Origin of the sequence: Sphaerisporangium sp. NPDC049003 (genome assembly GCF_043197795.1) — a bacterium.
In the GTDB taxonomy this organism is placed as follows: Bacteria; Actinomycetota; Actinomycetes; order Streptosporangiales; family Streptosporangiaceae; genus Sphaerisporangium.
On record NZ_JBICTU010000024.1, the window covers coordinates 17079 to 30716 of the forward strand.

The following is a 13638-nucleotide window of genomic DNA, read 5'->3' on the forward strand; positions in this document are numbered from 1 at the left end:
CGTGGCAGAGGTTCTCGTGCTCGTCGGGCACATCGCGGGACAGGTCGGCAAGCCGAGTCTGGAACTGCTCACCCTGGCACGCCGGCTCGGCACCCCGGTGGCCGTCTGCGCAGGCGCGATCGGCGACGAGACGGTGGAGACGCTCGGCAGGCACGGCGCCGGGCGGGTGCATGTGATCGAGTCCAAGGAGATCGAGGAATACCCGGTCGCCTGGGTGGGGGTGCTCGCCGGCCTCGCCGCGGAGACCGCGCCGGCGGCCGTCCTCACCGAGTCCACCCCGGAGGGCAGGGAGATCGCGGGACGCCTGGCCGTGCGGCTGGGCGGCGGCGTTCTCACCGACGCGGTGGACGTGCAGGCCGGCCCGTCCGGCCCCGTCGTCACGCAGTGGGCCTTCGCGGCGGGCTTCGTGGTCACCTCCCGGGTGGTCCGGGGCACCCCGATCATCGCGATCAAACCGAACGCCGTCGTGCCCTCGCCCGAGCCGCTGACGCCGGCCGTCACCCGGAGCACCGTGGAACCGGACGAGGCGGCGCGGCGTACCCGCGTCGTTTCGCGCACGGTCAGGGAGAGCACCGGCAGGCCGGGGCTGACCGAGGCCGAGGTCGTGGTGGCCGGTGGCCGCGGCCTGGCGGGGGCCGAGCAGTTCGCGCTCGTCGAGCGGCTCGCCGACGCCCTGGGCGGCGCCGTCGGCGCGTCGCGGGCGGCGGTCGACGCGGGCTGGTACCCGCACGCGCACCAGGTCGGCCAGACCGGGGTCACCGTCTCACCGCAGCTATATCTCGCCGTCGGCATCTCCGGCGCCATCCAGCACCGTGCCGGGATGCAGACCAGCAAGACGATCGTCGCGGTGAACAAGGACGGCGAGGCGCCCATCTTCGAGCTGGCCGACTACGGGGTGGTGGGCGACCTGTTCCAGGTGGTGCCCCAACTCCTGGACGAGATCGCCGGGCAGCGGGCCTAGGTGGGCGGATTCCGGGAGCTGCCACGGGAAGTCAAGATCCTCACCGCCGTCGCGTTCACCGTCGCGGTCGGCTTCGGCATCCAGTCACCCGCCATTCCGGTCTTCGCCAGCGAGTTCGGCGTGGGCAGCGCGGCGGTCGGCGCGGTGGTGTCGGCGTTCGCGTTCATGCGCCTGGCCACCGGCCTGCCCGGCGGCCGGTTGGTCAACCGGTTCGGGGAGCGGGCGGTGCTCACCACGGGCATGGCGCTGCTCGCGGTGACCAGCGTCCTCGCGGGCCTGTCCTGGAACTACCCGCAACTGCTGATCTTCCGGGGCGCCTGCGGCATCGGCTCGGCACTGTACACAGTGTCGGCGATGAACCTGCTGCTGCGGGTGACCCCCGCTTCGCACAGGGGCAGGGCCAGCGGGTACTTCCAGGGGGGCTACTACCTCGGCACGGTGACCGGTCCCGCCCTGGGCGGAGGGCTGATGGGGATCTCGCCCCGTCTGCCGTTCTTCGTGTACGGCGCGGCGGTCGCGGTCGCCGGGACGATCGCGACGGTCACGCTGGCGCGCGCCGCGCTGTTCAGCGCGCCGGCACGGCCCGCCGGCCCAGCCGGGCGACGGATGTCGGTGGCCCACGCCCTGAGGCAGCAGCCCTACAGGGCGGCGCTGACCACGAACTTCGGTCTCGGGTGGGCGGTCTTCGGGGTACGGGTCTCGGTGCTTCCGCTGTTCCTGCTGTTCGTGGTCAAGGCCGCGCCCACCTGGGTCGGGGTCAGCCTGGCGGTGGGCGCGGTGCTCCAGGCCGTCACCCTGCCGGTCGCGGGCAGGGCGGCCGACATGTGGGGGCGCCGCCCCTCGCTGCTGCTGGGCGAGGGCCTGGTCCTCGGCAGTCTCGTCGTGGTCACCGCCTGGCAGACGCTGCCCGGGTACCTGTTGGCCTTCGCGCTGATGGGCCTCGGCACTGCCTTCTGCACCACGGGCGGGGCGGCCACCGTCGGCGATGTCACCCAGGGACATGGCGGCACCGCCGTGGCGGCCTACCAGATGACCGCCGATCTCGGCATGACCGTCGGCCCGCTCGTGGCGGGCCGGCTCGCCGCGTACTCGTATGAGACGGCCTTCGTCACCACGGCGATCGTGGTGCTGGCCGGGCTGTTGATGGCGGTGGCCATGCCGTCACGGCGAAACCCGCCGAATCCCGTGTGAAGTGGCGTCCTGCGCCGCCCCGCCCGGCGGGTCCGCGCGGCGCCGCCTCCGGCGGGCGGCCCGCTCGACCGGGTCGGTCGTGCGGCCGTCAGGAGGGCTCGGGGAGCCGGGGAAGCCGTCGAGCAGGCCGCGCACGAGATCGAGCGTGATCACCTGCTCGGCCTCGCTGTGGGCGACCTCCCACACGAGCTGCACGTCGCGCCGGCCCATGGCGGCGCAGGCCGGGCAGCGCCGCACGAAGCGCGTCACGCGTAGGCGGCGACCAGCCCGGTCACGACCAGCACGAGGGACAGGCCGGTGACCACCAGGCCGAGGATCCCCGCCGTCTTGCGCCCCCGCCTGATGCGCAGCGCGAACATCAGCGAGTACGGCAGCCCCGCGTACACCAGCGGGGTGAGGCCGATGAGGGCGAGCTGGGCCAGCACCCCGGCGGTGCCCGTACGGACCACGCGGTCGGTCTCGACGTCGAGCCGTCCACGGAAGGACTGGCCCACCTCGGACTCGGGCGCCGCCCGCACGATGGTCGTGCGCAGGGAGTCGTCGTCGGGGACGAACTCGCCCCTGCAGTCGTAACGGCCCTTGCCGAGGGCCTGGCACGAGACGACGGTGAGGCGCCCCGGCGCCCCGGTCCTGCCCAGCGCCAGCTCCAGGTCGTGGGTCGAGAACAGCACGGGCAGGAGCCCAAGGATCACCCAGCAGACGAACAGGATGTACATGCCTATGAGACCGGGGGTGCGGCCCCTTCCGATCGCCCAGCCGGATGTCGTCGGATGCGTCATGCCGCGATCCTCGCAGGCCGCTCTTGGAACCGGCTTGCCGCGCACTGGGGATCGCGCGGGCCGGCCCTGAGGTGGGTCCGCGGAGTCGCCGTGGAGCGGGGATCGCGGCGCTCCGGCGCCCCTTGACACGTCTCCGCCGACGGGGCCGTCCGCTGTCGTCCCCCCGGGGCTGGCTCCCTTTACCCAGGAGCGTGATTTTATTGATTCCATGGCGAACCCGGCAATTCTGACCGTTGACGACGACCCGGCCGTCTCCCGGTCGGTGGCCCGAGATGTCCGGCGCCGTTACGGCGACCGCTACCGTGTCGTGCGCGCCGACTCCGGCGAGGCCGCCCTGGACGCGCTCCGCGAGATCAAGCTGCGTGGTGAGCAGGTCGCGGTGCTCCTCGCCGACTACCGGATGCCGCAGATGAACGGCATCCAGTTCCTCGAGGCCGCGATGGACATCTTCCCGCGCGCCCGCCGCGTCCTGCTCACCGCGTACGCCGACACCGACGCGGCCATCGACGCGATCAACATCGTCGACCTCGACCACTACCTGCTGAAGCCCTGGAACCCGCCGGAGGAGAAGCTCTACCCGGTGGTCGACGCGATGCTCGACGCCTGGCTCGCCGCGCCCGACGAGACGATCACCGAGACCCGCGTCGTCGGGCACCGCTGGTCGGCCCCCTCGTTCGCGGTCCGCGACTTCCTCGCCCGCAACCTCGTGCCCTACCGCTGGATGCTGGCCGACGAGGCCGAGGGAGGCCGCCTGCTGTCGGCGGCGGGCCTGACCGTGGACGACGTCCCGCTCGTGGTCACGCCGGACGGCACGTCCCTGGTCAAGCCGAGCGAGACCGACCTCGCCGCCCACGTGGGGCTGACCACCACCCCGGCCGGGGACTTCTACGACCTGGTCGTCGTCGGCGGGGGCCCGGCGGGCCTCGGCGCCGCGGTGTACGGCGCCTCTGAGGGGCTGCGCACCGTGCTGCTGGAGCAGCGCGCGACCGGCGGGCAGGCCGGGCAGAGCAGCCGCATCGAGAACTACCTCGGCTTCCCCGAAGGGGTGTCGGGCGCGCAGCTGACCGACCGCGCCCGCAGGCAGGCGCTGCGGTTCGGCGCCGAGATCCTCACCACCCGCGAGGTCGTCGCCCTGGAGTCCGGGGGGTCGACCCGGCTGCTCCGGTTCGGCGACGGCACCGTCATCGCCGCCCACACGGTCGTGCTCGCCACAGGGGTCTCCTATCGCATGCTGGAGGCGCCGGGCCTGGCGGAGCTGACCGGCCGGGGCGTCTTCTACGGGTCGGCGGCCACCGAGGCCCCGAGCTGCGCCGGCCAGGAGATCTACATCGTCGGAGGCGCCAACTCCGCCGGGCAGGCGGCCGTGCACTTCTCCCGTTACGCCCGGCGCGTGCACATCCTCATCCGGGCCGGGGACCTCCGGCGGTCGATGTCGCAGTACCTGATCGACCAGATCGAGAGCCACGACAACATCGAGGTCCACCCGCACAGCCAGGTGGTCTCCGCCGAGGGCGACGACCACCTCGAACGGCTGTCGCTGTGCGACCCCCGCTCCGGGCGGGTGCGCGCGGTCGACACCTCGTGGCTGTTCATCTTCATCGGCGCCGAGCCGCGCACCGAATGGCTCGACAAGGCGGTCGTCCGCGACCAGCGGGGCTTCGTGCTCACCGGGCCCGACCTGCTCGCCGACGGCCAGCGACCGCCGGGGTGGTCACTTCCCCGCGACCCCTACCATCTGGAGTCCAGCATGCCGGGCGTCTTCGCCGCGGGCGACGTGAGGGCCGACTCGGTCAAGCGTGTCGCGTCCGCCGTGGGCGAGGGCGCGATGGCGGTCTCCCTGATCCACCGTTACCTGGAGGCCCAATGACCGAGCCGGCCGACACCGCCGCCGGGCGCGGTGACACGGGCGATCGTCTGACCGCCGATGAGCTGCGCACCCTGTTCCTGTTCGAGGCGCTCGACGACGCGCAGCTCGCGAGGTTCGTCGAGCACGGCCGGGTGGAGCGCTGGCCCGGGGGCACCACGGTCTACCAGGAGGGCGAGCCGGCGACCTGCTTCTACCAGCTGCTCACCGGCACGATCGCGCTGACCCGGCGCATCCAGGGCGACGAGGTCGAGGTCACCCGCACCGAGCAGCGGGGCGTGTACGCGGGCGCCATGCAGGCCTACCTCGGTGACGAGGTCGGCCAGAGCTACTCCAGCAGCCTGCACGCCATCAGCGACGTCGAGCTGTTCGCGGTGCCCGCGACGGTACTCGCCAAGTCGCTGCGCGAGTGGTTCCCGATGGCGACCCACCTGCTGGAGGGCATGTTCTTCGGCATGCGCGCCAACCAGACGATCGTCGGGGAGCGCGAGCGGCTGCTCGCTCTCGGCTCGCTGTCGGCCGGGCTGACCCACGAGCTGAACAACCCCGCCGCCGCGGCCGTACGGGCCACCGCCGTGCTGCGTGAGCGGGTCGCCGGCATGCGCCACAAGCTGGCCATGATCGCCGATGGGCGGCTGGACGGCAGCAGGCTGCACGACCTCGTCGAGCTCCAGGAGGACGCGGTCAAGCGGGCCGCGAGCGCGGCGCCCCTTTCGGTCATGGCCACCGCCGACGCCGAGGACGAGCTAGGCGACTGGCTCGACGACCACGACGTCACCGGCGGGTGGGAGCTCGCGCCCACGCTGGTGGCAGGCGGCATCGACGTGCGGTGGCTGGAGCAGATCACCGGCGCCGTGGGCGGGGAGAACCTGGAGGCCGCCGTACGGTGGCTCACCTACACGATCGAGACCGAGCTGCTGATGGGGGAGATCGACGACGCCGTCACCCGCGTCTCCACCCTGGTCTCGGCGGCCAAGCAGTACTCCCAGCTCGACCGTGCCCCCTACCAGACCGTCGACGTGCACGACCTGCTCGACGCCACGCTGACCATGATGCAGGCCAAGACGCCCGAGGGCGTGCGCACGGTCAAGGAGTACGACCGCACGGTGCCCCTGGTCCCCGCGTACGCCGCCGAGCTGAACCAGGTGTGGACCAACCTGATCGACAACGCCTTCGCGGCGATGCGACCAGAGGGCGGCACCCTCACCCTGCGCACCGGGCACGAGGCCGACCGCATCTTCGTCGAGATCGCCGACACCGGGCCCGGCATCCCCGCCGAGATCCGGCCGCGCATCTTCGAGCCGTTCTTCACCACCAAGGCGGTCGGCGAGGGCACGGGGCTCGGGCTGGACATCTCCTATCGGATCATCGTCAACAAGCACCACGGGGACATCCGGGTGGAGTCCTCGCCGGGGGACACCCGGTTCAGGGTGCTGCTGCCCATCACCCCGGCCTGAGGGACGGTCCGCGGCTCGCCTCGGGCCCGGGTCCACGCCTCAGGTCCGGTCCGATCCGCCGATCACCTCGGATCCGAGGCGGGGGAAGACCTTGGCGACCTTGGCGGTGAGATAGTCGCCGTAGGTTCCCGTGAAGGCGCGCAGGTCCTGCCCGTCCCAGCGGGGGCGTCCTCCTTGGCTGTACGGCAGCGCGGGGAGCGGGGGCACCTCGGCGTCCCAGCCGGGGTCGAAGAAGAACGGGAACGACAGGCGGCTCCGCCCGCTGAGGTTGCGTACGCGGTGGGGCGTCGACCGGTAGTGGGACCCGGTCAGCTTGTCGAGCATGTCGCCGATGTTGCACACGAACGTGCCGGGGACGGGCGGGGCGTCGACCCATCCGTTCCTGCCGTGCACCTGCAGGCCGCCGTTGCCGTCCTGGAGGAGCAGGGTCAGCAGGCCGTAGTCGGTGTGCTCGCCCACACCCCAGCCGTCCGCGTCCGGCGGGGCGGGCGGGTAGTGGAATATCCGGAAGAGGATGGTGGGGTCGGCGGTGTAGCCGGTGGAGAAGTAGTCCCGCCGCAGGCCGAGACTCAGGGCGATGCCGCGCATCACGCCCTGGGCGACCTCCGTGAGCGCGCCGAGGTACGCGGTCACGGCCAGGCCCAGCTCGGGCACCTCCGAGGGGAACAGGTTGCGGCCGTGCAGCGGGCGCGGGTCGTCCGCCGCCGACTCGGTCCCGAAGTAGAGCCCCTCCTTCAGGTCAGGCCGTCCCGAGGTGAGCTCCGCGCCGACGGGGAAGAACCCGCGCCAGGCCCGGCCGCCCTTCTCCATCGAGATCTCCATCTTCCGGTCGAGCGGCAGGGCGAAGAAGCGGCGCGCGGCGGAGTCCAGCTCCCGCAGGAGCCGGTCGGGCACGCCGTGCCCGGTGACGTAGAAGAACCCGCTCTCCCGGCAGGCGTCCCCGATCTCCAGCGCGACCCGCTCGGCTGCCGTACGGCCTCGCCCGCCGGGGTCACCGGGGTCACCGGCGTCCGCCCGGGCCGTGGCCGGTCCCATCAGTGCCGTCACGTCGATGACGGGCAGTGCCTCGCTCACGCCGACCTCCTCAACCATGCCCCGCACCCCGCGATCCTGCCCGCGTGGTGGCCACACTAAGAGTCCTAAGGTTCTTCTGCCGGATAATCCGCCACGGGACGAATTGTTATGCTGGCGGGATGACCGCCATGGCGCCCGCCCGCACGAAGCCGGACCTGTCGTTCCTGCTCGACCACACCAGCCATGTCCTGCGCACCCGCATGGCGGCGGCGCTCGCCGAGATCGGGCTCACGGCGCGCATGCACTGTGTGCTGGTCCACGCCCTGGAGGAGGAGCGCACGCAGATCCAGCTCGCGGAGATCGGCGACATGGACAAGACCACGATGGTGGTGACGGTCGACGCCCTGGAGGAGGCCGGCCTCGCCGAGCGCCGCCCCTCCGGCAAGGACCGGCGGGCCCGCATCGTCGCGGTCACCGAGGAGGGCGCCCGGGTCGCCGCGCGGAGCCAGGAGATCGTCGACGGCGTCCACGAGGAGGCGCTGGGCACGCTCCCCGAGGAGGAGCGCGAGATCTTCCTGCGCGCCCTGAAACACCTGGTCACCGGGCATCTCGCCACCCCGATGGAGAGCCCCCAGACGGTCCGGAGAGCACGCCGCCCGGTCAGGTAGGCCCGTAGCCGGCCGTCGCTCACGAAACGGTCCTCCACGGTCTCCTGCGCTACTGGAGGATCGTCACCCCTGATCCTGCGACCAGATCCCTATAAATTCAATAGGGAATACATGAATTCCTATCGGGGAAGGGCGGGAAGGCGCTTGGCGTACAGCCAGGAGGCGAAGAAGTCGTCCAGGGGGGCGAAACGGCCCGCGAGGCGGGTGAACCGGTCGGTGGTGACGGTTCCGTGCTGGTAGGTCGTCGTCCACTCGCGCAGCAGGGCGAAGAACGCGTCGTCGCCGAGCGTGCGCCGCAGGGCGTGAACGGTGAGCGCGCCACGCTTGTAGACGCGGTCGTCGAACAGCCGTCGCGCGCCAGGGTCGGCCAGCGCGAAGTCCTGGGGGAGCTTCGCGAGCCTGCGGTGCCAGCGATCGGCCAGGGCGTCGGCGGTCTCGTCCCCGGAGGCCTCCGACCACAGCCACTCGGCGTACGCGGCGAACCCCTCGTGCAGCCAGATCTCGCGCCAGCTCTCCAGCGTCAGGCTGTTGCCGAACCACTGGTGCGCCAGCTCGTGGGCGACCAGGCGCTCCTCGCCGCGCCGGCCGTCCACGTGGTTCCTGCCGAAGATCGACATCCCCTGGGCCTCGACCGGGATCTCCAAATCGTCGTCGACCACCACCACGGTGTAGGACGGGAACGGGTAGGGGCCGAAGCACTCGGTGAACAGGGCGGTCATCCGCTCCTGGCGGGCGAAGTCGTGACGCGCCCGCGCGGCGAGCCGGGGAGGGTACAGCAGCCGCTGGGGCACGGGACCGTCCACCTCGGCCGCCTGGTAGCGCCCGATCTGCACGCTCGCCAGATAGGTCGCCATCGGCTCCGCCTGCTCGTACACCCAGGTGGTGGTGGACGCGGCCCGGCGCCTGCCGGTCAGGCGGCCGTTGGCGACCACCTCGTACGGGGAGGCGGTGGTCACCGAGATCCGGTAGCTGGCCTTGTCACCCGGCTGGTCGTTGCAGGGAAACCACGACGGCGCCCCGGTCGGCTGGCTCGCGACGATCACTCCGTCGGTGAGCTGCTCCCAGCCCAGCCCGCCCCAGCGGCTCGGCACCGGGCGCGGGTTGCCCCCGTACCGGATCTCGGCGGAGAACAGCGTGCCCTCCTGCAAGGTCCGCGCCGGGGTGACGCGGAGCTTGCCGCCGTGGTGGGCGAAGCGGGCCGGCGCCCCGTCGACCAGCACCGCGGTCACCCGGAGCGCGTCCAGGTCGAGCGTGAACGCGCTCAGCGACCGTGTCGCGAACGCCGAGAGCGTGGCGGCGGCGCGCAGGCGGTTGGCCCCGACACGGTAGTCCAGGGACAGGTCGTAGTGCTCGACCCAGTAGCCGTCGTTGCCCCGTTCCGGAAAGTAGGAGTGGCGAGAGGTGCTCGGTGCCACGCTCACATGCGGTCATGCCTTCCGGATCATCTCGGCGAAGGAGAGGACCACGCCGCGATCGGGTTTCCGAACCAGCGGGTCCGCGGAGGCACGGACTCGCCGCGCATCACCAGGGACGCGGGCCCGACCGTGGTGTTCTCCCCGACGGTCGCCGAGGGAAGGACCACTCCGTGCGGGCCGAGTGTCGCCCCGTCCCGCAGTACGACCTTATCGATACTCATGACCCGGTCATGGAACAGGTGGGTCTGCAGCACGCAGCCGCGGTTCACGGTCACCCCGTCGCCGAGCCGGACGAGGTCCGCCTCCGGCAGCCAGTAGGTGTCGCACCAGACGCCACGGCCGACGCGCGCCCCGAGCGAGCGCAGCCACAGGCTGAGGGGAGCGGTCCCGAGCCAGGCCTCGGCGAACCACGGAGCGGCCAGCACCTCCACGAAGTTGTCGGCCAGCTCGTTGCGCCAGACGAACGAGCTCCACAGCGGGCGGTTCCCCGGGGCGATCCTGCCGAGCAGCGCCCACTTGGCCGCCGTCGTGATCGTGGCGGCCAGCACTCCCGCACCGGCCAGGACGAGACCGACCAGCAGCGCCGCGACCCCGAAGCCGAAGGACGCCGCGAAGAACTCCAGGGTCGCGGCGACCAGGACGGCGACCGCGACGGTGAACATGGCCGGGACGATCCGGCAGATCTCCACGGCGGCGCGCGCGGCCTTGAGGCGGCGCGGCGGGTCGTAGGTGCGGCTGCGGTCGGCGTCCTCGGCCGTCCTGCGCAGCTCGACGGGGGGCAGGCCGAGGTAGGACGACCCGGCCTTGGCCTTCTTCGGGGCGGCCGACAGCACGCCCACCAGCCCGTCCTTCGGCACCTTGCGGCCCGGAGCGGTCATGCCCGAGTTACCGAGGAAGGCGCGCTTGCCGATGCGCACCTGGTCGACCCGCAGGCTGCCGTTGACCAGCTCGTACGGGGCCACCATCGTGTCGTCGGCGAGGAACGCGCCGTCGCCGACGGTGGTCATGGTGGGCAGCGCGAGCACCGTCGACAGCTCCACGTCGCGCCCGACCTTCATCCCGAGGGCGCGCAGCCACGCGGGGGTCAGGATGCTCGCGTACAGCGGGAACAGCCAGACGCGGGCCGCCGCCATCAGGCGGCCGGTCGCCCACGCCTGCCACGCCGGGCGGCTGTGCACCGGGTGCTGCCCGGGATGCAGGCAGATGCCGAGCAGCCGCACGCAGACCAGCACGATCAGCGCGAAGGCGGCCAGCGAGGTCACCGTGGCGGGCGCCACACCGTACAGGGCGGCGGGCAGCGCCTCCCCGAGCGTCGCGGCCCCGCGGACGAACACCTCCAGCACGATCAGGCCGCACAGGGCCGCGACCACCGGGATCAGGCTCAGGAACATCGCCGACAGGCCGTACGCCAGCTCCCAGCCCCGGGAGCGCGGCGGCCTGGCGGAGGGCCGGAAGCGCCGCGCCTTGCCCTGCCTGGCGGCGGGCGCGCCCGCCCAGCGCTCACCCGAGGGCACCGGGCCGGCGACCACGGCGCCGGGGGCCACCTGGGCGTTCTTGCCGACGCGCGCGCCGGGGAGCAGGGTCGCGCGGGCGCCGACGGTGGCGGCGGCGCCGATGCGGATCTCACCGACGTGCAGCCGGTCGCCATCCAGCCAGTACCCGTGGAGGTCCACCTCAGGCTCGACGGCGGCGTTCTTCCCGAGCTTGAGCATCCCGGTCACCGGCGGCAGCGTGTGCAGGTCGGTGTCCTCGCCGATCTGCGCCCCGAGGGCGCGCGCGTACCGGGCGATCCACGGCGCGCCGGACAGCTGGCCCACGCCGAGCTGGAAGGCGAACTGCTCGGCGAACCACAGCCGCAGGTGCGTGCCCCCGCCACGGGGGTACACGCCGGGGGTGAGGTCGCGCAGCAGCACCCGGGCGACGCCGGCGGCGATGCCGATGCGCCCCCACGGCGATACGAACAGCAGCCAGCCGGCCAGCACCCACCACCAGGACACGGCAGGGGCCCACGGGAAGGAGACGAGGTTGTTCAGCGTGGCGAGGCCGATGATCCAGCGCATGCCGCCCACGGTGAGCAGCGGCACCATGAGCGCCGCCTGCGCCAGGGCGGCGCGGCGCGGCACCGGTGCGACCGTACGGGCCACCGCCGCCACCTCGGGCGTGTCCATCGCGGAAAGGCGCGCCGCGAGCGCCCCCAGCGTGGGGTTCTCGTAGACGTCGTTCACCGAGGCGCCCGGGTACCGGGTGCGCAGGGCCGACACCAGCCGGGCCACGGCGAGGCTCGTGCCGCCCTGGGCGAAGAAGTCGGCGTCACGGTCGCCGGTGTCCGCCCCGAGGATCTCCGACCACTGCCGCGCCACCCAGCGCTCGGTGCCCGACAGCCCGGCCGTGGACGCCGAGCCGGGGTCCGCGGCGCCGGTCAGCGGCCAGGGGAGGGCGTCGCGGTCGATCTTCCCGGACGTGCGCGTCGGCAGGGCGTCCACGAGCGCGATCCTCGGGACCAGCGCGGCGGGAAGCGCCTCGGCCAGCCGGTCGCGGGCGGTCGCCTGGTCGAAGTCCTCGCCGGGCACGACGTAGCCGACGAGGAGCTGGTGCCCCGAGGCGGTCGTGCGGACCGCCGCGGCGGCTCCGGCCACCCCCGGAAGCGCCTGGATCGCGGCGTCGACCTCTCCGAGCTCGATGCGCCGCCCGCCGAGCTTGATCTGCTCGTCGGCCCTGCCGGCGAAGACAAGGCCCTGCGGCTCCGCCCTCACCAGGTCGCCGCTGCGGTAGGCGCGCTCCCAGCCGAGGGACGGCAGCGGGGCGTACTTCTCCCGGTCCTTCTCGGGGTCGAGGTACCGGGCCAGGCCGACCCCGCCGATGACCAGCTGGCCCGTCTCGCCCATGGCGACGGGCTCGCCGTCCTCGTTCACGACGGCGAGGTCCCAGCCGTCGAGGGGCAGGCCGATGCGGATCCGTCCCTGGCCGGGCAGCGGGGCCGCGCACGCCACGACGGTGGCCTCGGTCGGGCCGTAGGTGTTCCACACCTCGCGTCCCGGCACGGCCAGCCGCTCGGCCAGCTCGGGCGGGCACGCCTCCCCGCCGAAGATCAGCAGGCGCACGTCGTCCAGGGTCTCGACCGGCCACAACGCGGCCAGCGTCGGCACGGTCGACACGATGGTAATGCCCCTGTCGGTCAGCCAGGGGCCGAGGTCCATGCCGGTACGTACGAGCGCGCGGGGCGCGGCGACCAGGCAGGCGCCGTGCCGCCACGCGAGCCACATCTCCTCGCAGGAGGCGTCGAACGCCACCGACAGGCCCGCCAGGACGCGGTCCCCGGGGCCGATCGGCTCCTCCGGCAGGAACAGGCGGGCCTCGGCGTCCACGAAGGCCGCCGCGCTGCGATGGGTCACGGCCACGCCCTTAGGCCTGCCGGTCGACCCGGACGTGAAGATGATCCACGCGTCGTCGTCCAGGCCCGAAGGCCCCTGGCGTCCCGAGCCGGCCGGGGAGGAGCCGCGCGGGGTGATCGAGCGTCCCTCGCCGACGACCGCGCGGACGCCCGCCTCGGAAAGGACCAGCTCGGCCCGCTCCTCGGGATCGTCGGCGTCGACCGGGACGTACGCCGCGCCGGCGGCCAGGACGCCGAGGATGGCGACGTAGAGGTCGACCGTGCCCGAGGGCACCCGGACTCCGACGCGGTCGCCGGGGCCCACCCCCGCCCGCCGGAGCCGCCCGGCCAGCAGCTCCGCCTCGGCGCTCAGGCCCTCGTAGTCGAGGCTGGTCACCCCGTCGTCGAGCGCGGGCTCGCGGGGGTGCAGGCGGGTGGTCGCGGCGAGAATGTCCAGCAGCGTCCGGGGCGCCGCGGCCGCGTCTCCCGACAGGAACACGGCGGGCGCCGGGCGATCGGCCGTGGCCTCGCGGCCGGGCGAGCGGAGGTCGCGGCCGTACGTGCCCTCGGGCTCCTCGCCGGTCGTGGGGCCGGTCGTGGGGCCGGTCGTGGGGCCGGTCGTGGGGCCGGTCGTGGGGCCGGTCGTGGGGCCGGTCGTGGGGCCGGTCGTGGGGTAGGTCGTGGGGTAGGTCGTGGGGCCGGTCGTCTCGTCGGTGGCGTCGTGTGGCGGACGGCCCGGCTCGGTCTCGGTCGCGGATGGACGCACGTTCTCTCCCCTGAATGCCCGGACGTTGGTCTGGGTCTTCGTCGTGGCCCCAGGAGATCGCGGGATCACCATGCTCGGTTCCGAAACGGCCCGACGTCATGCCGTGGGCATCGTAAGATCCTAACTCTCGACGTGTTACGGCCTATTCCTGGT

Annotated in this window: 10 protein-coding genes; 5 read left to right on the top strand and 5 right to left on the bottom strand. The window is 73.0% G+C overall.

Features of this window, described 5'->3' with window-relative positions; translation table 11 throughout:
• Position 1 precedes the first annotated feature (1 nt).
• Positions 2-961 (top strand): electron transfer flavoprotein subunit alpha/FixB family protein, encoded by a 960-nt coding sequence (locus ACGFIV_RS25335; protein ID WP_392837991.1) that lies wholly within the window; start codon positions 2-4, stop codon positions 959-961.
• Positions 962-2152, top strand: a complete 1191-nt coding sequence (locus tag ACGFIV_RS25340) for an MFS transporter (RefSeq protein WP_358561658.1) — start codon at positions 962-964, stop codon at positions 2150-2152.
• Here the strand turns inward: ACGFIV_RS25340 and ACGFIV_RS25345 are convergent.
• Both ACGFIV_RS25345 and ACGFIV_RS25350 read right to left on the bottom strand, forming a co-directional pair.
• The gene (locus ACGFIV_RS25345) at positions 2123-2401 is read right to left on the bottom strand and encodes a hypothetical protein (protein WP_358561655.1); all 279 of its coding nucleotides are present in this window, start codon (positions 2399-2401) and stop codon (positions 2123-2125) included. The genes ACGFIV_RS25340 and ACGFIV_RS25345 overlap by 30 nt on opposite strands.
• Positions 2398-2931 carry a hypothetical protein gene (locus ACGFIV_RS25350; RefSeq protein WP_358561652.1) on the bottom strand — a complete coding sequence of 178 codons (534 nt, stop codon included), beginning with the start codon at positions 2929-2931 and terminating at the stop codon, positions 2398-2400. Before ACGFIV_RS25350 ends, ACGFIV_RS25345 begins: the two co-directional genes overlap by 4 nt.
• Before the next feature lie 208 nt (positions 2932-3139).
• Between ACGFIV_RS25350 and ACGFIV_RS25355 the strand changes: the two genes are divergently transcribed.
• The gene (locus tag ACGFIV_RS25355) at positions 3140-4798 is read left to right on the top strand and encodes an FAD-dependent oxidoreductase (RefSeq protein WP_392837992.1); all 1659 of its coding nucleotides are present in this window, start codon (positions 3140-3142) and stop codon (positions 4796-4798) included.
• Positions 4795-6252, top strand: a complete 1458-nt coding sequence (locus tag ACGFIV_RS25360) for an ATP-binding protein (protein ID WP_358561540.1) — start codon at positions 4795-4797, stop codon at positions 6250-6252. Before ACGFIV_RS25355 ends, ACGFIV_RS25360 begins: the two co-directional genes overlap by 4 nt.
• A 39-nt stretch (positions 6253-6291) precedes the next feature.
• Here the strand turns inward: ACGFIV_RS25360 and ACGFIV_RS25365 are convergent, their stop codons facing one another.
• Positions 6292-7326, bottom strand: a complete 1035-nt coding sequence (locus ACGFIV_RS25365; RefSeq protein WP_358561537.1) for a 2-oxoglutarate and iron-dependent oxygenase domain-containing protein — start codon at positions 7324-7326, stop codon at positions 6292-6294.
• A gap of 119 nt (positions 7327-7445) precedes the next feature.
• On the opposite strand from ACGFIV_RS25365, the gene ACGFIV_RS25370 reads away from it, so the two are divergent.
• Complete coding sequence (locus ACGFIV_RS25370) at positions 7446-7934, top strand: MarR family winged helix-turn-helix transcriptional regulator (protein ID WP_358561534.1); 489 nt, start codon at positions 7446-7448, stop codon at positions 7932-7934.
• Between the two features lie 119 nt (positions 7935-8053).
• On the opposite strand, the gene ACGFIV_RS25375 is transcribed toward ACGFIV_RS25370, so the two are convergent.
• Together ACGFIV_RS25375 and ACGFIV_RS25380 are read right to left on the bottom strand one after the other, a co-directional pair.
• Positions 8054-9349, bottom strand: a complete 1296-nt coding sequence (locus ACGFIV_RS25375) for a M1 family metallopeptidase (protein ID WP_392837993.1) — start codon at positions 9347-9349, stop codon at positions 8054-8056.
• Positions 9350-9375: 26 nt separating this feature from the next.
• Positions 9376-13485, bottom strand: coding sequence for a Pls/PosA family non-ribosomal peptide synthetase (locus ACGFIV_RS25380; RefSeq protein WP_392837994.1), 4110 nt, complete (start codon positions 13483-13485; stop codon positions 9376-9378).
• Positions 13486-13638 lie beyond the last annotated feature (153 nt).